Origin of the sequence: Saccharopolyspora sp. SCSIO 74807, assembly GCF_037023755.1 — a bacterium.
Taxonomy (GTDB): domain Bacteria; phylum Actinomycetota; class Actinomycetes; order Mycobacteriales; family Pseudonocardiaceae; genus Saccharopolyspora_C; species Saccharopolyspora_C galaxeae.
This window is the reverse complement of the sequence record NZ_CP146100.1, coordinates 889,201-912,195: the sequence shown is the minus strand read 5'-3', so window position 1 is coordinate 912,195 and position 22,995 is coordinate 889,201. Positions and strand designations below refer to the sequence as shown.

Annotated in this window: 22 protein-coding genes, 1 tRNA gene and 3 pseudogenes; 14 read left to right on the top strand and 12 right to left on the bottom strand. The window is 67.8% G+C overall.

Going from position 1 to position 22,995, the window contains the following annotated elements; genetic code table 11:
• The first annotated feature begins 22 nt into the window (after positions 1–22).
• Positions 23–1,222, top strand: a complete 1,200-nt coding sequence (locus V1457_RS03875) for an MFS transporter (RefSeq protein WP_240437788.1) — start codon at positions 23–25, stop codon at positions 1,220–1,222.
• A gap of 106 nt (positions 1,223–1,328) precedes the next feature.
• On the opposite strand, the gene merB (V1457_RS03870) is transcribed toward V1457_RS03875, so the two are convergent.
• The 4 genes from merB (V1457_RS03870) to merA all read right to left on the bottom strand — a co-directional run bounded on the left by merB (V1457_RS03870) (position 1,329) and on the right by merA (position 4,630).
• Positions 1,329–1,982, bottom strand: a complete 654-nt coding sequence (gene merB, locus V1457_RS03870) for an organomercurial lyase MerB (RefSeq protein WP_338600298.1) — start codon at positions 1,980–1,982, stop codon at positions 1,329–1,331.
• A gap of 39 nt (positions 1,983–2,021) precedes the next feature.
• On the bottom strand, positions 2,022–2,699 hold the full coding sequence (merB, locus tag V1457_RS03865; protein ID WP_020501436.1) for an organomercurial lyase: 678 nt from the start codon (positions 2,697–2,699) through the stop codon (positions 2,022–2,024).
• Positions 2,700–2,772: 73 nt separating this feature from the next.
• Entirely contained in the window at positions 2,773–3,168 is a 396-nt protein-coding gene (locus V1457_RS03860) for a MerR family transcriptional regulator (protein WP_020501437.1), read from the bottom strand.
• Between the two features lie 46 nt (positions 3,169–3,214).
• Entirely contained in the window at positions 3,215–4,630 is a 1,416-nt protein-coding gene (gene merA, locus V1457_RS03855; protein ID WP_020501438.1) for a mercury(II) reductase, read from the bottom strand.
• A 113-nt stretch (positions 4,631–4,743) separates the two neighbouring features.
• Between merA and V1457_RS03850 the strand changes: the two genes are divergently transcribed.
• The 3 genes from V1457_RS03850 to V1457_RS03840 are packed head-to-tail and all read left to right on the top strand — an operon-like array spanning position 4,744 to position 6,045.
• Complete coding sequence (locus tag V1457_RS03850) at positions 4,744–5,130, top strand: metalloregulator ArsR/SmtB family transcription factor (RefSeq protein ID WP_020501439.1); 387 nt, start codon at positions 4,744–4,746, stop codon at positions 5,128–5,130.
• A gap of 13 nt (positions 5,131–5,143) precedes the next feature.
• Positions 5,144–5,410, top strand: coding sequence for a hypothetical protein (locus tag V1457_RS03845; protein ID WP_020501440.1), 267 nt, complete (start codon positions 5,144–5,146; stop codon positions 5,408–5,410).
• A gap of 38 nt (positions 5,411–5,448) precedes the next feature.
• The gene (locus V1457_RS03840; protein ID WP_020501441.1) at positions 5,449–6,045 is read left to right on the top strand and encodes a hypothetical protein; all 597 of its coding nucleotides are present in this window, start codon (positions 5,449–5,451) and stop codon (positions 6,043–6,045) included.
• Between the two features lie 152 nt (positions 6,046–6,197).
• Here V1457_RS03840 and V1457_RS03835 read toward each other — a convergent pair whose 3' ends face one another.
• Positions 6,198–7,037: a GNAT family N-acetyltransferase gene (locus tag V1457_RS03835; RefSeq protein ID WP_338600286.1), complete on the bottom strand. Its 840-nt coding sequence runs from the start codon at positions 7,035–7,037 to the stop codon at positions 6,198–6,200.
• A gap of 100 nt (positions 7,038–7,137) precedes the next feature.
• Here V1457_RS03835 and V1457_RS03830 point away from each other — a divergent pair, with 100 nt between their 5' ends.
• The 4 genes and pseudogenes from V1457_RS03830 to V1457_RS03815 all read left to right on the top strand — a co-directional run.
• On the top strand, positions 7,138–8,472 hold the full coding sequence (locus tag V1457_RS03830; protein ID WP_020501799.1) for an FAD-dependent oxidoreductase: 1,335 nt from the start codon (positions 7,138–7,140) through the stop codon (positions 8,470–8,472).
• Positions 8,473–8,485: 13 nt separating this feature from the next.
• Positions 8,486–9,358 (top strand): annotated as a pseudogene (locus V1457_RS03825) (MFS transporter); the annotation flags it as partial.
• 134 nt (positions 9,359–9,492) lie between these two features.
• Positions 9,493–10,641: pseudogene (locus tag V1457_RS03820) on the top strand (IS256 family transposase); the annotation flags it as partial.
• A pseudogene (locus V1457_RS03815) lies at positions 10,638–11,573 on the top strand (flavin-containing monooxygenase); the annotation flags it as partial. The pseudogenes V1457_RS03820 and V1457_RS03815, both read left to right, overlap by 4 nt.
• 8 nt (positions 11,574–11,581) lie before the next feature.
• Here the strand turns inward: V1457_RS03815 and V1457_RS03810 are convergent.
• From V1457_RS03810 to arsA, 4 genes are all read right to left on the bottom strand, one after another.
• Positions 11,582–12,640 (bottom strand): ArsO family NAD(P)H-dependent flavin-containing monooxygenase, encoded by a 1,059-nt coding sequence (locus V1457_RS03810; protein ID WP_338600279.1) that lies wholly within the window; start codon positions 12,638–12,640, stop codon positions 11,582–11,584.
• Between the two features lie 46 nt (positions 12,641–12,686).
• Positions 12,687–12,938 (bottom strand): DUF2180 family protein, encoded by a 252-nt coding sequence (locus V1457_RS03805; protein ID WP_020501795.1) that lies wholly within the window; start codon positions 12,936–12,938, stop codon positions 12,687–12,689.
• Between the two features lie 54 nt (positions 12,939–12,992).
• On the bottom strand, positions 12,993–14,459 hold the full coding sequence (locus tag V1457_RS03800; protein WP_338600274.1) for an arsenic transporter: 1,467 nt from the start codon (positions 14,457–14,459) through the stop codon (positions 12,993–12,995).
• Positions 14,460–14,530: 71 nt separating this feature from the next.
• Positions 14,531–16,627: an arsenical pump-driving ATPase gene (gene arsA, locus V1457_RS03795; protein ID WP_338600271.1), complete on the bottom strand. Its 2,097-nt coding sequence runs from the start codon at positions 16,625–16,627 to the stop codon at positions 14,531–14,533.
• 200 nt (positions 16,628–16,827) lie between these two features.
• Here arsA and V1457_RS03790 point away from each other — a divergent pair, with 200 nt between their 5' ends.
• The 3 genes from V1457_RS03790 (at position 16,828) to trxB (ending at position 18,970) form a co-directional block, all read left to right on the top strand.
• Entirely contained in the window at positions 16,828–17,193 is a 366-nt protein-coding gene (locus tag V1457_RS03790) for a metalloregulator ArsR/SmtB family transcription factor (RefSeq protein ID WP_338600268.1), read from the top strand.
• Between the two features lie 101 nt (positions 17,194–17,294).
• Positions 17,295–17,969: an arsenate reductase ArsC gene (locus tag V1457_RS03785; protein WP_338600265.1), complete on the top strand. Its 675-nt coding sequence runs from the start codon at positions 17,295–17,297 to the stop codon at positions 17,967–17,969.
• Complete coding sequence (gene trxB / locus V1457_RS03780; protein ID WP_338600262.1) at positions 17,966–18,970, top strand: thioredoxin-disulfide reductase; 1,005 nt, start codon at positions 17,966–17,968, stop codon at positions 18,968–18,970. The genes V1457_RS03785 and trxB overlap by 4 nt, the downstream gene beginning before the upstream one ends.
• Positions 18,971–19,030: 60 nt before the next feature.
• Here the strand turns inward: trxB and V1457_RS03775 are convergent, their stop codons facing one another.
• The gene (locus tag V1457_RS03775) at positions 19,031–19,831 is read right to left on the bottom strand and encodes a DUF2637 domain-containing protein (RefSeq protein WP_200069870.1); all 801 of its coding nucleotides are present in this window, start codon (positions 19,829–19,831) and stop codon (positions 19,031–19,033) included.
• Complete coding sequence (locus tag V1457_RS03770; protein WP_233627325.1) at positions 19,828–20,199, bottom strand: terminase gpP N-terminus-related DNA-binding protein; 372 nt, start codon at positions 20,197–20,199, stop codon at positions 19,828–19,830. The genes V1457_RS03775 and V1457_RS03770 overlap by 4 nt, the downstream gene beginning before the upstream one ends.
• Before the next feature lie 315 nt (positions 20,200–20,514).
• Here V1457_RS03770 and V1457_RS03765 point away from each other — a divergent pair.
• A tRNA-Ser gene (locus V1457_RS03765) sits at positions 20,515–20,596 on the top strand.
• Between the two features lie 116 nt (positions 20,597–20,712).
• Here the strand turns inward: V1457_RS03765 and V1457_RS03760 are convergent.
• The gene (locus V1457_RS03760; protein WP_338600257.1) at positions 20,713–20,835 is read right to left on the bottom strand and encodes a hypothetical protein; all 123 of its coding nucleotides are present in this window, start codon (positions 20,833–20,835) and stop codon (positions 20,713–20,715) included.
• Between the two features lie 249 nt (positions 20,836–21,084).
• On the opposite strand from V1457_RS03760, the gene V1457_RS03755 reads away from it, so the two are divergent.
• A complete protein-coding gene (locus V1457_RS03755; protein ID WP_338600254.1) occupies positions 21,085–21,591 on the top strand; it encodes a hypothetical protein in 507 nt (168 codons plus the stop codon).
• 9 nt (positions 21,592–21,600) lie between these two features.
• Positions 21,601–22,995, top strand: a complete 1,395-nt coding sequence (gene hsdR / locus V1457_RS03750; protein ID WP_338600251.1) for an EcoAI/FtnUII family type I restriction enzme subunit R — start codon at positions 21,601–21,603, stop codon at positions 22,993–22,995.

Here is a 22,995-nt window from a genome sequence, read left to right as displayed (position 1 = left end):
GACTTGTCGCACAGGAAATGACGTGTCTGAGCAACTGACAAAGCCCGCTGCTCCGCGCGGGATGCTGGCGCTACTGACCGCCGCGGCGTTTGTGATCTTCGCGCAGATCTTCATGGTCGCGCCGCTGATCCCGCGGCTGGCCGAGGTCTTCCACGCCTCGCCCGACCTTGTTGGGCTGGCCGTGCCCGCCTACCTGATCCCCTACGGAGCGATGGTGCTGGTGTGGGGACCGGTCTCCGAACACCTCGGGCGCCGTCCGGTCATCCTCGGCTCACTGGCCGCCCTCACCGTGCTGGCCGCCGCAACCGCGTTGGCCGGCAGCGCCGGGGCGTTCATCGGGATGCGGCTGGCCACCGCGATCGGCGCCAGCGGCGTCGTACCGATCTCCCTGGCACTCATCGGGGACCTGGTGCCCTACCAGCGGCGTGGCCACGCCCTGGGCTGGCTGTTCGGTGGTATGGCCGGGGGCATCGCCGTCGGCGCCACCACCGGCGCCCTGGGCGAGCCGCTGGTCGGCTGGCCCGGACTGTTCCTGGCCGCCGCCGCGGCCGGGCTGGTTCTATTCGTCACGGCGCTGGCACTACTACCGAAGACCCCGCGGTCGGCGGCACCGCCCGCGCCGCGGACCGTGGCCGCCGGGTACCTGAACCTGCTGCGCCCGGCCCGTGGGCGCCGCACCTACACCTACGTGCTGATCAACGCGCTGCTGCACTCCGGCATCTACACCTGGCTGGGCGTGTACCTGACCCAACGTTTTGGCCTCGGCGAGTTCGGCATCGGGCTGACCCTGCTCGGCTACGGCATCCCGGGCCTGCTGCTCGGTCCGGTCATCGGACGCCTGGCCGACCGCTACGGCCGCGCCCGCATCATCCCCGCCGGCGTGGCCCTCGGCGCTGTCTGCGCCTTGCTGCTGGCCACGCCACTGCCGCTGCTGGCCGTGCAAGCCACCATCGTCGCCCTCTCGCTGGGCTACGACATGACCCAACCACCGCTGGGCGGCATCGTCACAGACCTGCCTGGCCACGGTGGGTTGGCTATGGGCCTCAACGTCTTCACCTTGTTCACCGGCATGGGACTGGGCAGCCTCGCTTTCCAAGCCGTCCTGCTGCCTGCCGGATTCACCGCGGCTCTCAGCTCTTTCGGGGTCGCCGCGCTGGTCGCTGCGGTAGTCGCCCTCCCGGCATTCCGCCATGAACGACCAGAAAGGTCGTCCACGGTGTGACGCGCGTCCGGCCGGCGCAGCGGAATTTCGCCGGGCCACCTGGATAGAGAGCCTCGTCAGTTAGCCAATCACCGGCCCAGGTCGACCCGGCCCTTCACAGGTCGGCTCAGCAAGCGGGAGGGCTCGGGGCCGACAGCGCCGTCCAGCCCAGTTCTGTTGATGCTCGCCGTACCACCTCGAATTCCTCGGCGACCGGGATGACTTCGCCTTGCGGGTGCGCGGTTAGCCAGTCGGCGGCGACCTTGCGTGAGCTGAAGAAGTGTCCGAGATCGCAGAGATCGCGCAGGTTGGCCACGGCCCGGGTGAGGTGCATCTTTGATACCAGGGCTTCTGGCGGGTCGACGCGGACGATGCCGTTGGGGGTGAGTTCGATGCGAATGTGCTGGCCGGTGGCTGGGCAGGTGGAGTCCACCACGCCGGGGTGGCCGAGGCCGCGCGGGAACTGGAGCGTATCGGTGGCGCACCACCCGTAGACGGTCCTGCGGTCGAAGGTGAACGCGTGCGGTGTGGGGCGCAGGGTCAGCCCGAATCCGGCGATTCGGCCGTGCTCGTCCCAGTCCACCCCAGGCTGCCTGGCCAGCTCGGCTTGAACCTTCTCCATCGGCCAGCCGCCAGCGGCGGCCAAGTGCTCTGCGGAGACGGGTTCGCCGAGGTCGACGAGCAGGCGCCACAGGTGCGGCAGTAGGTCAGGCATGGCCAGGTTCGCGTTGACCACGCCAATCAGCTTCTGCACGCCGGCGTGGATCTGTTCTTCGGTCATGGCGATCAGTCCTTGGTTGTTAACTTCGGCCCGGCAAGCTCACTCGCCAGCCTGGTCCTCGTCGTATCGCGTCAACGCCGCGGCCATGCCCCGCGCTGCGGCGAATCCGTCCTCAAGAGACAAAATGGCGATGTCGTCGCGACCGGCTGCCCAGTGCTCGGCCTCGGTGTGGTTGGGGAAGAAGAAGCTGTGATGGCAGAAGGAGCCCCAGATCGCGGTCTTCGTACCGAAGTCGGATTGGCCACGAGCGGGCACTCGCTGCGTCACGACAGCGTCGGCCGGATCGGCCTCGGTGGTGCCGGAGGGACTGACCTGGAGCCGCACGACCGCACCGGATTCGGGGGCGGTTGAGCACACGGTGATCGGTGTGTTCAGCACGATCGTGAAGATCAGGGTGTCCATCGCGCACCATGTCCACTTCCGGGCGCCGCCGATGATGACCTCGTGAGCGGTCGGGTTGTGGGTCAAAACGAGTCCCACGATGTGGCCCTCGTCGTCGCGTTCGGTCCAGGAATCGAGCAGGGCAGCCGCGTGTGCGTGCTCGATGCCCAGGCCCGCGATCGAGTCCAGGACCCGGTCACGGCGGACGGGATGGTCCTCCTGGGCGAGCAGGCGGAGCATCCGGATCAGCAGACGGGCCTGGGCTGGGCCGAGATCGAGGGCGCCGCCGGGCTGGCTGAGTTCGTCGACGGCCTGGGTGGGATGTGCGCTGGTCACGGTCCTTACCTCCCACGGTGACGGCGTAGTTGCTGGAGTGCCGCGACCGTAGGGTCTGACCCCGGGGTGAGGGTCAAGCGTGCGCGACGCAGCGGGGGTCACCCGGCCAGCACACCCCACCCCGCCCGGCTAGTTCTGTGCGGTGGGCATCCTCGAACTCGTCGATGCGCCGCAGTGTCTGCTGCAACTCGTCGATCCGTGCGGACAGGCGCTGTCGTGACCGCTGAAGCAACCAGGCCAGACGGGGGCCGATCGGATCGGCGGTGCCGGTCAGCTCGCGGATCTCGGCCACGGTGAGCCCGAGGCCGCGGAGCTGGCCGATCAGGTGGACACACCACAGGGCGTCGGCGTCGAAGAGTCGGTAATTCGCCGCGCTGCGACCGATGGTGTAGATCAAGCCCCAGTCGCTGTACTGGCGCAACGTTTTGATCGGGACGCCGGTACGGCGGGACAACTCCCCCACGGTCATTACCTGGGACTGTCCCGTGCTCTCGGTCATCGTTGGGTCTTTCCGCTCAGGCGGCGCAGCAGGAGAGTTTGGTGATGTCGCGGGTGAAGGTTTGGGCGGCGAGTTTGAGGGCCTCGGCCATCGTCAGATACGGGCACCACAGCTCGCCCATGTCGTAGACGCTCATCTGGTTGTGCAGCGCGTAGACCGCAGTGGCGATCACCTCCCCGGCGCCGTCAGCGAGCACGTGCGCACCGAGCAGCCGGCCGGTGTCACGTTCGGCGACCAGCTTGATCAGCCCGCGCGTGTCGCGGTTGATCAGGGCGCGCGGCACATGTTCCAGCGGCAGGACCCGGCATTCGCAGTCGTAACCCCGCTGCTGGGCCTCGACCTCGGTGAGGCCCGCGGCGGCGACCTGGGGGCTGGTGAAGGTCACCCGCGGCAGGTGGTGGTAATCCAGCGTTCGGCCTGCCTGGTGGAAGGCGTTGTCGACCACGACCGCGCCGTGCGCGCCCGCGACGTAGACGAACTGCGGGTGCCCGGTCACGTCACCCGCGGCCCAAATCCGGGGGTTCTCGGTGCGCAGGTGTTCATCGGTGACGACCTGGCCGTGCTGCCCCGTCCGTACGCCGACGGCGTCCAGCCCCAACCCGTCGGTGACCGGGGCGCGCCCGGTGGCCATCAACAGGGCGTCGACCCGCAACTCGCGAGCGTGCCCCCGCGGGTCGCGCAGCTCGGCGACGACCCGCCCGTTCTCGCGTCGCACCCGCGCCAGGACGGTGCCGGAGTGCACGCCGATGCCTTCCTCGGCGAAGACCCGCGCGAGCGCGTCGGAGACCTCGGGTTCCTCGGCCGGAGCCAGTCGGTCCAGCATCTCGACCACCTCCACGCGCACCCCGAGGCGAGAGAACAATTGAGCCTGTTCCAGGCCGACATAGTTGCCCCCGACGACCAGCATCGATTCCGGCAGGGCCGTCAGTTCCATCGCCGTGGTCGAGGTCAGGTAGTCCACCTCGTCCAGCCCGTCCACCTGCGGTATCCGCGGGGCCGAGCCGGTGGCGACGAGATAGTGCTCGGCCTCGATCCGGCGGCTCCCGCCCCCGGCGAGGTCGACCTCCACCGCGGGGCCGTCCACGAACCGCGCCTGGCCAGCGATGATCTCCCAGCCGTACTCGGCGGCCAAACCCGTGTACTTGTCCTGCTGCATCGCAGCCACCAGGTCACTTTTCCCGCCGATCAACTCGGCAAACGCGACCTCCTCAGCGCTGGCCCGCACCCCCGGGAACCGCTGCGCGGACAGGGCCATATGCCGCGCTTCGGCGGCAGCCAGCAGCGCTTTCGAGGGCACGCAGCCTGTGTTCACACAGGTACCCCCGACGGTGCCGCGCTCGATCATCACCACCGAGCGGTTCTCCCGCCGCGCGGCGATCGCCGCCGCGAACGCCGCACCCCCGGAGCCAATGATCGCCAGATCGAAGGCCATCTCCGCACCTTTCCTGACGAGCCGCCGCGCCCGCCTCGTCATATTCGCCTCGCCGGATGTATCCTGGTGTCATAGTATCCGTCTTGGCGAATATGTGCAGGTGGTGATTCGGCATGAGTGAGGCGGCGGACATCGCCCCGGTCGACGGGTTGCTTGGCCAAGGGGACGAGGTCGGCACGGTGGCGAAGTTCTTCCGTGCCCTGGGTGACCCAAGCCGCCTGCGGCTGTTGGAGTTCCTGCTCGACGGTGAGCGCTCGGTGAGCGACTGCGTCGCCCACATCGGCCTCTCGCAAGGCCGGATCTCCACCCACCTGGCGTGCCTGGCCGACTGTGGCTACGTCCACGCTCGTCGTGAAGGCCGCTGGTGTTACTACCGGGTCACCGATCCGAGGGTAGCCGAGTTGGTCATGCTCGCCCGTGCGCTGGCCGCCGACAACTGCACTGCGCTGGACGCCTGCGAGCGCATCGACGCACCCGCGACCGCCCCGAGACGGATGTAGGGGAGGGGGATCGATGGCCACCACGGACAAGCGGCCGGTGCTAGCCACGCTCGGCGTCGGCGCGTTGCTGGTGCTGTGCTGCGCCGCTCCCGCCCTGATCGCCGCGGGCGCACTCGGCGCTCTCGCCGCCTGGCTGGGCAACCCCTGGGTGATCGGTGCCGCCGTGGCCGCCGCGCTCGTCGTGGCCTGGCAGGTCGGGACACGGCTTCGGAGCAGGTACTCCAGCACCTGTGATGCACCCAGGCGACCCGAGCATCGCGACGAGGACCGGCCCTCGTAGCCCCTCGCGCCCGTACACCGCTGTGACCAGGAGCGTTCATGCCTGCCTCGACTCACTCGACCACGCCCGCTCATCCCCGTCCGGTCACCAGCGGCGCCGTGCTGGCGCAACTGGTCCGTGACCGTCCCTCCCGCGTCGTGTTCGCGACTCTGACGGTCATCAGCTTCGCCGCGTATGCCACGGTGTTGCCGTCCGAACAGGCTGGCGGACAACTCAGCCTGTCCAACTGGACGTACCTGACCGGGCTCCTACTCGGCTTTGCCATCGTGCTGGCCCTGGGGCTGGCCGCCGTGTTGACCGTGCAGGTCTATGCCCTGCGCCAAGCTGTCGCGGCACGCCGCACTGCCGGAGGCCGGGCCGCACTCGGTGGACTCGGATTCCTTGCCAGCCTCGCGCCCAGCCTGTGCTGCAGCCCCGTGCTCCCTGCCATCCTGGCGCTGTTCGGCGTCGGCGCCAGCGGCGCCACCGCCACCATGAAAACCATCGCCCCGTATGCCACCGTGATCCTCACGGCAACCCTCGGATTCTTCTTGCTCCTCGGGTGGTGGAGCATCCGACGCCTCGCTCGCCAGGGCAGCGCGACCGCTGGCGTGGGCGAGGACTGCTGTGGCCCTGCGGAGTCCACGAGCCGCTGAGGTGCGGCTGCGTCACATCGGTGTTGCCGGGAGGGATACCTCCCGCAGTCGATATCGACGGCTCGGTCAGGTCCGGTGCCCGACAGAGCGGCAACCCACGCAAGCAATCCTTCCTGGATCTTGCTCGGCTCACGTTGATGTTGCCGCGTCGGTCAGTTGATGGGTGAGCGGCGTTCCAGGAGCACGGTGTCGCGCCAGATCCCGTCGCGTTGGGCGATGCGTTCGCGGACGCCGACGGTGCGGTAGCCGGCGGCGTGGTGCAGGGCGATGCTGGCGCGGTTCTCGGTGAAGATCGCGGTTTGCAGGGTCCAGAGTCCGGCGGCGTCGGCTTCGGTGACTTGCTTGTGCAGCAGCGCTTTCCCACCTCCGCGTCCGCGGTAGCCGTCAGCGACGTAGACGGCGGTCTCGGCGACTCCCGCGTAGCACTCGCGCGTTGAGACCGGGCCGGCGGCGGTCCAGCCGACGACCTCGCCGTCGAGTTCGGCGACCCACCGGTGCTCGGGCAGCCATTTGGCGTCGAGGCTGGCTTTGCTGGGCACGGTGGTCTCGAAGGTCGCGATGCCGGTGTCGATGCCCTCGGCGTAGATGCGGCGCACGGCGGTCCAGTCCTTAGCGTTCAGTGCTCGGACGGTGACATCGGCCGGGAGGTTGTCCGGGCAGCAGGGCTGAGGTCCGAGCAGACCCATGACGGCGTCGGCGGCGTGGGGCAGGCCGGTGCAGCAGGCTTCGTTGATCGTGACGATCGTGGCGGTGCCTTCCTTGTGGAGCCGGACGAAGCCGACGTCGGCGAGCTTGCGCACGTGGAAGGAGCAGGTCGACTGGCTGGTGCCCAGGATCTTCGTCAACGCACCCACGGTGATGCCCTTCGAACTGGTGGCCACCGCGTGCAGCAGCCGCACCCGCACGGGTTCGCCGAGGCACGCAAACCAGTCGGCGTAGGTCGCCGCATCGGAGGTGGGCAGGACCTGGGCTTGCCGAAGCGCTATCGCCATGCCGCCAGTATATCGATCGAAATCGATGGTTGCTTCTATCGAGCGCGCTCGATATATTCACCTCAACTCAATCGAGATGTATCGATGGATGGAGTGAGGGATGAACGAGTCGCCTGTGGTGGTCGTCGGTGCTGGTCCGGTCGGGTTGGCAGCGGCTGCCGAGCTGGCCGAGCGGGGCGTGGAACCACTGGTGCTGGAACGCGCCGATCGAGCGGGGGCCGCGGTGGCGCAGTGGCATCACGTGCGCCTGTTCTCCCGCTGGGCAGAGCTGATCGACCCGGCCGCCCGCCGACTGCTGGAAGCAACCGGCTGGCAGGCCCCGGACGAGGGCAGCTATCCGACAGGTCGGGAGTGGGTCGAGCACTACCTGCGCCCGCTGGCCGACGCGTTGGGAACGCGGGTGCGGTTCGGCGCCGAGGTCGTGGGGGTGGCTCGCCGCGGCCGGGACCGGGTTGTCGACGCCGGGCGCGACAGCGAGCCGTTGACCGTGCACGTGCGCACCGCGTCGGGTGCCGAGGAACGGGTGACCGTGAGGGCGGTGATCGATGCCTCGGGTACCTGGGGCAACCCGAGTCCGCTCGGTGGCGACGGGCTGCCGGCGGCGGGTGAGCATGCAGCGGCTGAGTGGATCGCCTACCAGGTGCCGGACCTGACCGATGCGTTCGTCCGGGAGCGGTATGCGGGTAGGCACGTGGTGGTGGCGGGAAGTGGGCATTCGGCGTTGACGGCTCTGGTCGCGTTCGACGAGCTGGCCGCTCGGCACCCGGATACGCGGATCACGTGGCTGCTGCGCCGCGGCGAGGTGGGCGACACCTTCGGAGGCGGCCAAGCCGATCAGTTGCCCGCCCGAGGTGCGCTCGGCCAGCGGGCCAAGGCCGCTGTCGAGGCCGGACGGATCGCGGTCGTCACCGGATTCCGCACGGCGGCGGTGGAACGCGACGCACATCGACTCACCCTGGTTTCCGACCTCGGCGAACGGGTCGAGTCGGTCGACGAGGTCGTGGTGCTGACCGGGTTCCGCCCCGACCTGTCGTGGCTGTCCGAGATCCGGCTTGGCCTGGATGCGACGTTGCAGGCGCCGGTGGCGCTGGCGCCATTGATCGACCCGAACGTGCACTCCTGCGGCACGGTCTATCCGCACGGGGTTACCGAGTTGTCCCATCCGGAACCCGGCGTCTTCCTGGCGGGGATGAAGAGCTACGGCCGCGCGCCGACATTCTTGGCGCTGACCGGCTACGAGCAGGTGCGCTCGGTCGCCGCCGCACTGGCCGGCGACCGCGAGTCTGCCGAGCGGGTCGAGCTGGTGTTGCCGGAAACCGGTGTGTGCGGCGGTGCCGGCGTTTTCGACGCTCCCACCGCGGAGCAGGCTGACGGGTGCTGCGGCGCACCGGCCGAGCCGGAGTCGCTGACAGTGTCTGCTCGGTCCACACACTGAGCGGGGCACGCCGGTGTCCTTCGGAGCGCTCGCGCAGTCGGATGTTGTGAGCCGGGCGGGGTTGCGGCGGGCGCTGGTGACGTTGTGCGTCACCGAGATCACCAGTTGGGGCGTGCTCTACTACGCCTTTCCCGTCTTGGCCGGGGATATCACGGCGACGACGGGCTGGCCGATCGCGGCGATCACTGCGGCGTTGTCGGGCAGCCAACTCGTCGCCGCATTGGTTGGTATCCCGGTCGGCTGGTGGCTGGATCACCGTGGTCCGCGCGGGGTGATGACCGCGGGCTCGGCGCTGGCCGTGCCCGCCCTGGTTGCGGTGGCCACGGCGCAGAATCTGGTCTGGTTCCTCGTTGCGTGGCTGCTGGTCGGGGTGGCGATGGGGGCGGTGCTGTATCCGCCTGCGTTCGCCGCCCTGACCCGCTGGCACGGCTCCGACCGGATTCGGGCGCTGACCATCCTGACCTTGGCCGCTGGACTGGCGAGCACCGTGTTCGCCCCGCTGACCGCCGGCTTGGCCGCCCACCTGGATTGGCGGGCGACTTACCTCGTGCTGGCCGCCATCCTTGCGTTGATCACGGTTCCCGGGCACTGGTTCGGCCTCGCCTTGCCGTGGCCAGAACGCCCGGATGCGGAGTCCCAGCACGAGCAGGTCGATCCCGGGACGGTGGCGCGCAGTCGGGCGTTTGTCACGCTCACGGTGGCGTTGAGCCTGGCCGCCTTCGCGACCTTCGCCGTCGTGATCAACCTGGTGCCGTTGCTGGCCGAACGGGGCATCGGCACCGGTACCGCCGCGGTCGCGCTCGGTCTCGGTGGGGCTGGTCAGGTCCTCGGACGGCTCGGCTACACCACTCTGACCCGCCGCACCACCGTGCGGGGACGTACCGCGGAGCAATGATCAGAACTTGTGGATGGCCTTCGGCGAGGTGACGTGAAAGGGCGCACCTTCCCGAGGAAGATCTGGAAGTCAAAGAGTTCTGATCAGGACCGGCGTTGGCGCGCCGGTTCGGGAAGGTACGGCCCATGCTCAGCGTAGTCCCTGACCCTGCTTCTGGTGATGATGGTTCGACACACGGCTCGTCGCCGTCGTCGTTGCTCGATGAGATCGCCCGGGAAGGTGCTCGGCGGATGCTGGCCGAGGCCCTGCAGGCCGAGGTGGATGCCTACATCGCCGGGAACTCGGAGGAACGTGACGAGCACGGCCACCGGCTGGTGGTGCGCAACGGCTCGCACCAGCCGCGGGAGGTCATGACCAGCTCTGGGGCGGTCGAAGTGCATGCTCCGCGGGTCAACGACAAGCGCACCGACCCGGACACCGGGGAGCGTAAGCGGTTCGCCTCGGCGATTCTGCCGCCGTGGGCCCGCAAGTCCCCCAAGATCACCGAGGTGCTGCCACTGCTGTACCTGCACGGCCTGTCGTCTGGGGATTTCGTGCCCGCGCTGGGCCAGTTCCTCGGCTCCACGAAGGGCCTGTCCTCGGCGGTGATCACGAAGCTCACCGAGCAGTGGAAGACCGAACAGCGCGCCTTCGCCGAGCGAGACCTATCCAGTGTGGACTATGTGTATGTGTGGGCGGACGGCATCCACGTGAACATCCGTCTCGACGAGCACAAGCTGTGCCTGCTGGTGCTCGTCGGCGTCCGCACCGACGGCCGCAAGGAACTCGTCGCTCTGGCTGATGGCTACCGCGAGTCGACCGAGTCCTGGGCCGACCTGCTGCGGGACTGCGCCCGCCGCGGCATGCGCGCCCCGACCCTGGCCATCGGCGACGGCGCCCTCGGCTTCTGGACCGGGCTGCGCGAGGTCTTTCCCACCACGGCCGAGCAGCGTTGCTGGTTTCACAAAACCGGCAACGTGCTGGCCGCCCTACCGAAATCCGCCCAACCAGCAGCGAAAAAGGCCCTGGCCGAAATCTGGAACGCCGAAGACAAGCAGCATGCACGCGAGGCCGTGAAGACCTTCGAGGTGACCTACGCAGCGAAGTTCCCCAAAGCCGTCGTCAAGATCACCGACGACCTCGAGGAGCTACTCGCGTTCTACGACTACCCGGCCGAGCACTGGCAACATCTCCGCACCACGAACCCGATCGAGTCGACCTTCGCGACCGTGCGCCACCGCACCAAAGTCACCAAAGGCCCCGGATCACGAGCCGCCGGGCTGGCCATGGAGTGGGGTCGTGGCCGTCGTACTACGACAGCCTCACCCTGTTCTCCCCGGCCCGTTACAGCACTTTGCCCGGCATGGCTTTTCCGGCTGATCCGTGGCACTACCCGCATCGCGACGAGGTCATCGACTATCTCCGCCGCTACGCCAAGAACCTCGACGCCGACATCCGCACCGACCACCGCGTCGAGCGAATTCGCCGCGATGGCCCGTGTTTCGTGGCCCACGTCCACGACGGTCAGGTGTTGACGGCGCCGGTCGTGATCGCCGCGACCGGAGCGTTCGGGCGTCCCTATCGGCCGGACCTTCCGGGACTGGATACGTTCACCGGCACCGTGCTGCACGCCGCCGACTACCGCGAGCCCAGCAAGTATGCCGGGCAGCGGGTCGTCGTGGTGGGCGCAGCGAATTCCGCGGTGCAGATCGGGGCCGAACTCGCCGAGCACGCCCAGGTCACCTTGACCACCCGGCATCCGATCAAGTTCGCACCGCAGCTTCTTCTCGGCCGGGACGTGCATTTCTGGTCCGTGGTCAGTGGATTCGATCACCTGCCGATCGGGCACCTGGTGCGCAATCCGCCGCCGATGCCGGTCAACGACGACGGCCGCTACCGGCGGGCCGTCGAGGCGGGCAACCCCGACCAGCGGCGCATGTTCACCGCCATCGACGGCACCCAGCTCATCTGGTCGGACGGCACCCGCGAACACGTCGACACGCTCATCCTCGCCACCGGCTACCGCCCCGAACTGTCCTACCTGGACGGAACTGGCGCGCTGACCGCCGACGGCCTGCCCCGACACAAGCGTGGCCTGTCGACCACCGTGCCCGGACTCGGCTACGTCGGGCTGGAATGGCAACGCAGCTTCGCCTCCGCCACCCTGCGCGGAGTCGGCCGGGATGCCCGCTATGTCACCGCACGACTCATCCGGGCCTGCACCTGATCGCTGCTCTACGCCGAGCGCAGGCGATCGGCGATGTCGGCGATGGTCGTCTTCGCGGTACGGCCCGCGCCGATCAGGGTCGCCGACGCAGAACCGGTCCAGTCTCCGTACCCGAGTAGATACAGCCGTGGCTCGTCGACCGACCGCGTGCCCACGGTTTTCGGCACGCCGTTCTGGTACTCCAACCCCAAGGGATCGAGGTGGTGCAGGCTGGGACGGAACCCGGTGCACCAGATGATCGCGTCACAATGCTTTTGAGTTCCGTCGCTCCAAGCGATGCCGTCGCGGGTGAGGCGGTCAAACATGGGGTGGGCGTGCAGCACGCCGCGGTCACGGGCTTCGCGCACGCTGGGCACCATCACGATGTCGCCCAACCCGGAGACGCCCTCGGCGTCCGTGCCGGCCCGGCGGGCGACTTCGCGCTGGGTGGCCACGTCGAACAGGACGCGGCCGTCCACGTCGTCGGGCATGATCCGCGGAGGGCGCTGGGTGACCCATGTCGCGTCAGCGACGGTGGAGACTTCGGCCAGGATCTGGGCCGCGGAGTTACCGCCTCCCACGACCACTACCCGTTGGCCTCGGTACTGCTCGGGGGAGCGGTAGGCGACGGTGTGCAGTTGTTCTCCCGCAAACTCGTCGCGGCCCGGATAGTCCGGTAGGTACGGCGAGTCCCAGGTGCCTGTCGCGCTGATGACGATCGAGGTGCGCCAGGTCCCGTGGTCGGTGTCGACGGCCAGCCACGCCCCCGCGTCGTGGACACCCTGCACGTGAACGGGGCGGTGAACGGGCAGCTCGTATCGCTGCTCATAGTTGCGCAGGTAACTGACGACGTGGCCTGCGGTGGGGAAGGTTTCGCCTTCTTGGCGGGGCATCCACCAGCCGGGCAGCGGGCTGTATTCGGCAGGGGAGAACAGCCGCAGCGATTTCCACCCGTGCTGCCACGCGCCTCCCGGCCGGTCGTGCGCGTCCAGGATGACGAAGTTCAGCCGGGCTCGGCGGAGGAAGTAGCCGGCGGCCAGGCCGGCTTGCCCGCCGCCGATCACGACCACGTCCGCTGTGTCGGCCATGCCTACCTCCGCTTGCTTCCCGTGCCTTCGAACGCCCTGGAGATCATTAGCAGTCCCGGCCGCCCTGTGTTTCGCAGGCCGCGACAGTCGTGCGGACCTGGGCGCAGGCGGAGCAGCGCAGGATACGAGCTGCCACTCGTGCCGGCTGCTGTATGGGGACGATGCCAGCGGTCATCCGGCAGGTGACGGGGCGGCGGTCGGGGCGGGCGTGTTGGGCGCACACGCCCACCCCACAGTCCATACAGGTCCCAACAGCGGGCCTGTCGACGTTCTGTTCGGCGCAGTCGAAGCAGTGCATGACGGTCTCCTTCCGTGCGTGCCCCGGACGACCTTCCTGGCCGGAACTCCGGGTTTAGGTGCCGATGACGGTGAGCCACCCGGCCAACGCGGCTAGCGTGATGAGCAGGACGGGGATGGTGAGGACGATGCCGGTGCGGAAGTAGCGGCCCCAGCCGATGTGCATTCCCTTGCGGTCGAGCACGTGCAGCCACAGCAGGGTGGCCAGGCTGCCGATCGGGGTGATCTTGGGTCCGAGGTCGGAGCCGATGACGTTGGCGTAGACCATCGCTTCGTGGGTGAGCCCGGTTGCGCCGACGGCGCCGATGGCCAGCGCGGCGATAAGCACTGTGGGCATGTTGTTCATGATCGACGACAGCACGGCCACGACCAGCCCGGTGCCGAGTGCGGCGGCCAGCACCCCGTGGTCGGCGAAGAATCCGAACAGCTTGGCCAGCTCACCGGTCAGTCCCTGGTTGCGCAGGCCGTAGACGACGAGATACATGCCGATGGAAAACAGCACGATCTGCCAGGGTGCTTCCCGGATGACCTTGCCGACCGGGATGTGTCGCGGTCCGGTGGGACGGTCGTCGTCGGGCGTGGCTGGGGCTGCGGCGAGATCGCCCGCGTCCGCGGTGTTTCGCGGATCGCCCACCGAGTGCTGCTCTGAGATCTCGGCGCTGCCTGCACCCACGGGTGCGGGAAGCGGCTGGCGGACTGCCTGCGGGAAGGCGAAGGCGGGCTTGCGGGCGGCGACGGCGATGAGGATCACCGCACCGGCGCCGGCCACCACCGACAGCGGAACACCGATGGGGTCGGCGCCGAAGTAGCCGACGAGCAGCAATGCGAGCACGACCCAGCCGGTGCGGAAGGTCAACTGGTCGCTGATGGCCTCCGCCGGCTGACGCAGGGCAGTGACGTCGTAGGTCTTGGGGATCGAGCGGCGGAAGTACAGCAGGAGCACGCCCAGGCTGGCGGCCACGGAAACGAGGCCGACCGGGACCATGACCGCGGCGAAGCGGGCGAAGTCGATGCCGAAGAAGTCGGCGGAGACGATGTTGACCAGGTTGGACACGACCAGCGGCAGGCTGCCGGTGTCGGCGATGAACCCGGTGGCCATCACGAACCCCAGCGATGCCTTCGGGGAGAAGCGCAGCGCGAGCATGATCTGCATGACGATCGGGGTCAGGATCAGCGCGGCGCCGTCGTTGGCGAACACCGCGGCGATCGCGGCCCCGAGCAGCACGATCAACACGAACAGCACACGTCCGTGGCCGCGCCCCCACCGAGCGACATGGAGTGCGGCCCACTCGAAGAAGCCGCATTCGTCGAGGATCAGGGAAATGATGATCACGGCGACGAAGGCCAGCGTCGCGTTCCAGACGATGCCGACCACGGTGGGCACGTCGGAAAAGTGCACCACCGTGGTGGCCAGGGCCACGATCGCACCGCCCAGCGCGCTCCAGCCGATACCCAGGCCCTTGGGTTGCCAGATCACCAGGGTGAGCGTGGCGAGGAAGATCAGGATTGCTGCCACAGTCATGGCGTCGTCGTCTCTCCTGTCCAGCGTAAGTCGGGGTCGGTGGCCGGGACGTGTGTGACCACCGGTTGGGGTTAGTGGTCGCCGTGGGCGAGCCGCACCAAGTGCTCGGCTCCGACCGGTGCTGCGGCCTGCCAGGGCAGCACCACGGTGCGTTCGGCGTGGTCGGTGGCGACTTCGGCGAGGTAGCGGCGTTCGGACGCGGCTCGGGCCACCAGCAGCGGGTCGGTCGGGGATGCCGCGGCCAAGCTCTGGTTGACCACCCAGGCGAACGGCTTGATGCCCGCCCGAGCGAGGTCGCCCTGCAGCGCGGCGGCCTCGTGTACGGGTGTCGCCTCCGGCAGGCTCACCAGAACGACGCGGGTGTAGTCCGGATCGGTCAGCCGGTCGAGGAGTTCCACTGCTTCGGCCGGTGGAGCCTGGCCAGTCTGCTGGGACAACTGGCGCTGATAGCTACGCGAGGCATCCAGCAGCAACAGGGTGTGCCCGGTCGGGGCGGTGTCGACCACCACGATCCGATCCTGAGCGGCGGCCACGGTGCGGGCGAACGCGTGGAAGACCGCGATCTCCTCGGTGCAGGGCGACCGTAGGTCCTCAACCAGCAAGGCCCGGCCCTGCTCATCCAGTTCCGCGCCGGCCTCGGCAAGTACTGCCTCGGTATACGCAGCCGTTTCGGCCACCGGGTCAATGCGCGTGACCTCCAGGTCACCAAGACCGTCGCCCAGCGAGGCATCGAGGTGCGCGGCCGGGTCGGTCGTGGTCAGCGTGACCGGAAGCCCCCGGCGGGCCAGCGCCACGGCGACCGCTGAGGCGACTGTGGTCTTGCCGACGCCGCCCTTGCCCAGCGTCATCACCAGCCCGCGGCCGTTGGCGGCGACCTCGTCGACCAGCTCCCGCAGGTCGGTAGCCACGCCGGCGGGCAACACGGTATCGGTTGTGGAGACCGATTGTGCTGGCAGCGTGGTACTGAGCATGGCGCGCAAGCCCGGCACACCCAGTGGCAGCTCCGGCAGCAGGGGCACGGACTCGACCTCGGTCACTTCCGCCAACGACTCGGGCATCTGCTCTAGCGCGTGCTCGGCGCGCTGCTGCCACGCTTGTGCCAGCGGGTCGTCGTTGCGGGTGGCCGTGAACACGCCGTTGACGATCAACCGCTGGTTGCCGACGCCGAGTTCCCGCAGCTCAGCAGACGCCCGTCCGGCTTCTGCCAATGCTCCCTGCTCGGGGCGGGTCACCAGGACCAGCGTGGTCTGATCGCCGTCGGCCAGCGCGTGCATCGCCTCGGCGTAGCGCTGCTGCTGCGCCCCCATCTCCGCCAGCGGGCCGAGACACGAGGCGCCGCCGGGGTTGGTGGCCAAGAAGTCCGACCACGCGCTGGGCAGGCTCAGCAACCGCAGCGTGTGCCCGGTGGGCGCGGTGTCGAACACGACGTGGTCGAACCGCTCGCGGACCTCCGGATCGGTCAGCAACGCGACGAACTCGTTGAACGCGGCGATCTCCACCGTGCACGCGCCGGAGAGCTGTTCCTCGATCTGCTCCACAGCCGAGACGGGCAGGCTGTCCCGGTACGGGCCGAGGACCTTCTCCCGATACTGCGCCGCAGCCTCACCCGGATCGAGGTTCATCACGAACAACCCAGCCACCCCGGGGACCGGCTGCGGGTCCCTGCCCGCAGTGGTCTCCAGGACCTCGCCGAGGTTCGAGGCGGGATCGGTGCTGACCACCAGCACGCTGCGGCCGGCATCGGCCAGACCAATCGCCGTCGCCGACGCCGTCGACGTCTTGCCCACGCCGCCCTTACCGGTGAAGAACACGAATGGCGTGCGCACCCGCAGCAGACCGCCGAGGACCTGATCGGTGGGCACGGTGGCCACCCCCGTCCACTCGGACAGTTCCACGCGCGTCGGGTACCGCCCGGAGGTGCGCAGTGCACCGTCGACGAACACGGCAGGCAGGGCTTCTTCGCCTTTGTCCTTCAGTAGCCCGCCGACCTCGCCGTTCTCCACGAACTTGCCGGGCTCGGTCGACAAGCCGAACCGGTGTACCTCCACCCCCGCGGAGCCCAGCCACTCCACGTCAGCAGCGAACTGCGTCAACGCCGGGTCCACCGACGGCCCACACACCCCGGTCGAACAGCACATCGCCGGGTCAAAAATCTCGACAGAAGCCATCACGGACCCCTTCCCGCTGGGAGCACTACACAGCCGACGGTACATCGACCCAAGCTGATGAATCAAACGAAGCTGATGTGATGGTCGACTAATTTAGGTTCTTGGCTCCGAGGAGAGGAGTAAAACAGCAGCGCATATGTATCCCGTGCCACCCGGTACCGCACTTGACGGGACGCTCTCGTTGATGCTTACATCGAACCATGTTGATGTCACCCGTCGCTGGGGCTGACGAAGACGCTCCCGGACACGCTGCGGACGCGCAACCGGACCTCGCCGAAGCTGCCGTGAAGCTCTTCGGGGACCCGCTCCGCGCGGAGATCGTGCGCCTGCTCGCCCGCGAGCAGATGTGCACCTGCCACCTGGTGGACGACACCGGCGCCCGGCAATCCACCATCAGTCACCACCTGCGCGTTCTCCGCGAAGCCGGCTTTGTCTCCGCCGAGCCGCGCGGCCGGTACACCTACTATCGGCTGCGCCCGGAAGCGCTGAGCCTGCTCACCGTGGGCATCGCGAACCTCACCGCGCAGGCACACCACGCCCAGGCCATCCGTCGCCCCTGCGCCTGAGCCGAGCGCGATGTCCCATCAACACAACTCGATAGGAGTCCTACCTCAGCCAATCAAGCCCCGAGTCAAGACTCGCCCTTCCGAACTTCAGGCGGCTGACCATGTCCACGTCACCCCACCACCACGATGCCGAGGAATACCGGCTGACCGACCCACACGTCACCGAACTCCTCGACCGTGCAACCGCCGACCTGCAACCCCAGTTCTGGGGAATCTTCGGCTCGGAAACCATCCGCGCGGTACTGGACGAGACCTACACGCAACTCAACGCCACCGCTCGGGTGCACACCCACCTCGCCACGCTCGCGACGCGCTTCGCTCGCGAACGCCTGACCTCGATCGCCAAGAACCAAGGAGACCTCGTGTCCTCGACCCCCGAAGTGCTGTTCGTTTGCGTGCACAATGCAGGCCGATCCCAGATGGCCGCCGCGCTGCTGCACCACCGCGCCCAAGGTCGGGTCACCGTCCGTTCGGCCGGCTCCGCCCCGGCCGAGACGATCAACCCAGCGGTGGTGCACGCGATGGCCGAACTCGACCTCGACCTGTCCCAGGAGTTCCCCAAGCCCTTGACGACCGAGGCGGTCGAGGCCGCCGACGTCGTGATTACGATGGGCTGCGGGGATGCCTGCCCGGTCTTCCCCGGCAAGCGCTACCTCGACTGGGAACTTGACGACCCCGCCGGGAAGTCGGTCGAGGAAGTCCGCGCCATCCGCGACGAGATCGACCGCCGCGTCACCAGCCTGCTCGCCGAACTGGCACCGGAGGCCGCGCGGTGACGAGCGAGATCCGCAACCTGATCATCGTCGGCTCCGGCCCCGCCGGATATACCGCCGCCGTGTATGCCGCTCGGGCCGAACTCGACCCCCTTGTCTTCGAGGGCACCCAGTTCGGTGGCGCGCTGATGACCACCACCGAGGTCGAGAACTATCCGGGCTTCCGCGACGGCATCATGGGTCCCGAACTCATGGAGCAGATGCGCAACCAAGCCCTGCGCTTCGGTGCCGAACTGAGAACCGAGGACGTCGAGAACATCGACCTCAGCGGTGAGACGAAAACGGTCCTCGCCAATGGCGTCGAGTACCGGGCCAAGGCCATCATCCTCGCGATGGGCGCCGCCGCCCGCTACGTCGGAGTGCCCGGCGAGGAACGCCTGCTCGGGCGCGGTGTGTCGTCCTGCGCCACCTGCGACGGGTTCTTCTTCCGCGACCAGGACATCGCCGTCGTCGGCGGCGGCGATTCGGCGATGGAGGAAGCGACCTTCCTCACCCGCTTCGCCCGCTCGGTCACGATCATCCACCGCCGCGAGGAATTCCGCGCCTCCAAGATCATGCTCGAACGCGCCCGCGCGAACGAGAAGATCAAGTGGCGCACCAACGCCGTCGTCACCGAGGTCGTCGGCGACACCGCGGTCACCGGGTTGAAGCTGCAGGACACAGTCACCGGTGCCGAATCCGAGCTTCCGGTCAGCGGCATGTTCGTCGCGATCGGACACGAACCCCGCAGCGAACTGGTCCGCGACCAACTCCACGTTGACGAAGAGAAATACGTCCTCGTGCAACAGCCCACCACGCAAACCGGAATCCCCGGTGTCTTCGCAGCAGGCGACCTGGTCGACAAGACCTACCGCCAGGCCATCACCGCGGCCGGCTCTGGTTGTGCGGCAGCCATAGACGCCGAACGCTGGCTCGCCGAACACGAAGCGACCAGTGCGGCACACATCGCTCCAGAACACACAGGCGGTGGATACGCCGCCAAGGTCGGAACCGCCGCGCGCTGACCTCAGACGCGTGGCCCTTACCCGACGGAAGGTCGTTCATGCGGGTAAGGGCCACGGCGTCTATTCCACCGCTGCCAGCATCGCTCCGGGTTGGCGTTGCTGGCGGAGGTGGTGGGTGAGGGCGCGTGCTCGTTTCGAGCCGATGCTGAGCTTGCGGCGGAGGGTGTCGGCTGAGATCGGACGTTGGTAGAGGTTCCAGTGTTCGGCGTCGAGCCGGTATGCCTTTGCGCGCAGCGGATCAGCATCCTCACCGTGCGGTACTCCTGAGCCAGCGTCAGCGCTGTTGGTGCAGTGACCAGGCACGTTGTTCACCATCGTGCGCAGCGCTGGCACCTCGGCACTCGTCTCGGAGCCCTTCGACAACGGGCGGGTTTCACCGGTGTCCGGTGAGTACGGCTCTGGTGATGCGTTCTCATCTGACTCGTGACCGGTGCCGTTTGACGTCTCCGCTCGGCGCCGCTTGAGCGCCTGGTTGAGCAGTTCGACTGACAGCAGTAGCGCGAGTGGTGGGCAGGCGGCTACGGCGATGGAGAAGGCGTTCAGCTCGGGTGCGGAGGCGATGTTGGCGCACAGCGACAACCCGATCCCGAGGGCGAACGACAACCATGCCTTCCACTGGCCGGTGGCGCGATGGCGGTGGCCGGTTTTCCACAGTTCGATGGTCGCCATCGTCAACAAGCCGTCAACGATGAGCGGCCAGAGGGTGGCTGTGGTCTCGTCGGCGCCGAATCGCAGGGCGAAGTCGCGGCCGTGCCGGTAGGAGACGTAGGCGGCGCCGACGGCCACCAGGAGGGTGCAGGCGCACTGCAGGTGCAGTGACCGGTCGGGAGCGGGGCTCGGTGTGGACGGTGTGGCGGTCATCGCGCTGCACCTGCCCAGGTCTGCCCGTGGGTGTCGCGGATCGGGACGTCGCGCTCGTGCAGGCGTTGGCGGACGGTGCGGGCGGCGACGTCCATGTGTGCGGCGATCCGGGCCAGTGACCAGCCTTGGTTGTAGAGCCGGACGGCGTCGTCGATCTGCTCGGTGGACAGGCCGCGGCGGCGCATCGGGACACCGTGGCGGTGCAGGATCGCGGACACGGTGCGGCGCTCGATGCCGAACTGGTCACCCAGCTCGTAGACGGTCGCGCCCGAGGTGTAGCCCTCGATGAGCTTCTGGACCTGGTCGTCATCGAGTTGTCGAGCGAGCCCGTCTACGGGGCTGACCTGGATTTCTGGACCTTCGACCAGTAGGTCGCGGTGGTTCGTACGCTCTAGCGTTAGGTCCGCTTTCGGGTACTTACTAGAACAACGACCTGCACGACGAATGCTCTGACGCGGTCGGTCGACGTCCGACGTTGAGAACGGGGCCTTCGTCGACCGGCGACTTCCGCGGCTATTGCGGAGTTGGCTGGATCGACGAGAAGGCGGAGAGGGGACGACGGCCAGCATGCAGCCCGGTCCAACGTCAAGATCATATGGCGATCTGATGGCGACCGGAACGCGGTTCAACGCGCCACAACCCGTCGGAACGAGGAGGAACGAAGCCCGCTGACCTGCGGCGGAGCGCGAGTGTGCTGGTCAGAATCGAAGGGCCACTACCTTGACACGGTAGAGGTCACTGGTTCGATCCCAGTATCGCGCACCAGTTGTATACCCAGGTGAGAGCCCCAGCCGACGATATTAGTTGGTTGGGGTTCCTACTATTTTGGGAGCGCTGTGGGAGGCGTTGATCTTGGCTTACTGTGTTCACGGCATCTGTGTTCACCCCTGGCTGTTGGTGTCCGGGGCGGGGTGTGAACGCCGCCAGCGGCGCTCCAGTGTGGTGTTCAGGTGGTCGATCATGGGTTCGGTGACGTGGGAGTAGATGCCTTCGACGCCGGGCATGCGGTGGCCGAGCAGCTTAGCTGCGGGGTCCGACCAGTCCTTCGGGCCGGCGGCGTCGCGACGGATCGGACGTGGATTGCCTCGGCCAGCTGGTCCGTACGGCGTCTTCGTACACGCTCGGCGTGAGGCTGCCGGAGAGGGGGCCCGTTCATCTCGGCGGGTCACTCCACGGTGGTGGGCGGTACGGCCAGGAACGCTCGCTGCGGCGAATCCGGGACGTGTGACCGGGATGTCAGGTATCAAGGGATCATGGCGGACCTTGGGCAGGGACTCGACGAAGACGAGACGTGTCAGCAGTTGGTGCTGCCGGCGCTCGCTGCGGCCGGTTGGGGCGGCCGGATTCGACACGAGTACCAGATCAACGACGGGAAGCTGCTGGCGGGCAAGCGTTGGCATCGTCGGGAAGCGCCGCTGCGAGCGGATTACGCGCTGGAGTACGCCGAAGATCTCGTCATCGCCGTCGTGGAGGCCAAGCGTACGCGTAAGGACGCTGACGAGGGCATCGAGCAAGCCAAGCAATATGCCCGGCGTCTCGACGTGCCCTTCGCCTATGCCACCAACGGGACCACGATCTACGAGATCGATGCCACGACGGGGCGGATCGACCAGGTCGACGAGTACCCGTCCCCCGATGAGCTCTGGCAGCGCTATCGCGACCGGCAGGGGATCGATACCGATCTGCAGGCCGAGCTGGAGAAGACCCCCTTCGACCACCAGCTCCGCAACACGAACAACACGCCTAAGCGGCCGCGCTAGTACCAGCGTGTGGCGGTGAATCGCGCCGTGCGTGCGATCGCGCGGGGGGACAAGCGGCTCCTGCTGACCTTGGCCACCGGTACCGGGAAGACCTTCGTCGCCTACCTCATTGTGGCCAAGCTTCGGGAAGTCGGCTGGCCATCCGGGCGCAAGCCGAAGATCCTCTACCTCGCCGACCGCAACGTGCTCGTGGACCAGCCCAAGGATGACTACTTCGCCCGGGTTTACGGCGATCTCGTGCACAAGATCTCCGGCGGTGAGGTCAAACTGGGCAGGCAGATCTATTTCGCGCTCTACCAATCCCTGGAGAACGGCGACGAACAGGCGTTGTTCAAGCAGTTCCCGCCGGACTTCTTCGATCTGGTGATCGTCGACGAGTGTCACAGGGGGAGTGCCCGGGAGTCGTCTGGCTGGCGGAGCATCCTGGAGCACTACGCGCCCGCGACCCAGCTCGGTCTGACGGCGACCCCGGTCCGCAAGGCGGACGCCGACACGCACGCATACTTCACCAACGAAATCTACGAGTACTCCCTCAAGGACGGCATCGAGGACGGGTACCTGGCGCCCTACCGGGTCCGCAAGGTCCGGCTCAACATCGACATGACCGGGTGGCGGCCTGAGTCGGGGCAGCGAGACTTGCACGGAACGGAGATCCCGGACCGGCTGTACACGCCGAGGGACTACGAGAAGCAGCTGAAGATTCTGGACCGGACCGACGAGGCGGCACGGTACCTGACCGAGTACCTTCACCGCACGGACCGCATGGGCAAGACGATTGTGTTCTGCGAGGACACCGACCACGCCGGCCGCATGATGCGGGCGCTGAACAATCTCAACACCGACAAGGTCCGGCAGTACTGGAATTACGTCTGCCGCATCACCTCGAGTGACGGGAAGCACGGCCAGGCCTTGTTGGACGCGTTCAAGCGGATCGACACTGATGAGCCGGTGATTGCTGTGACGTCGAGGTTGCTGTCGACGGGTGTGGACATGCCGTCCGTGCGCAACATCGTCCTGTTCCGCCGGATCAGCTCGGTACCGGAGTTCAAGCAGATTATCGGACGCGGGACGCGACTGTGCCCGGATGTGCACAAGCAGTCGTTCGACATCATCGACTTCGTCGAAGCGACCGTGAAGTTCAACGACCCGGACTTCGACGGTCCCCCGGTACGAGTGATCGTCGATCAGGAGGACGAATCCGGCCTCTTCGAGGAAGTCGTGGAACAGGAGGTCGAAGCGCCCGAGGGGCCAGCTGACGACGAGGTGGCCGAGCCGGGGTCCGAGTACGTCGAGCAGGACGAGGGCGCTTGGGAGGCCCCGGAGCGCCGGGACGTGGTCACTGATCCGGAGGAGATCGAGCGCGTCCGAGCGCACGGTAAGGGCTCTTCCCAGATGAGGGTGTAG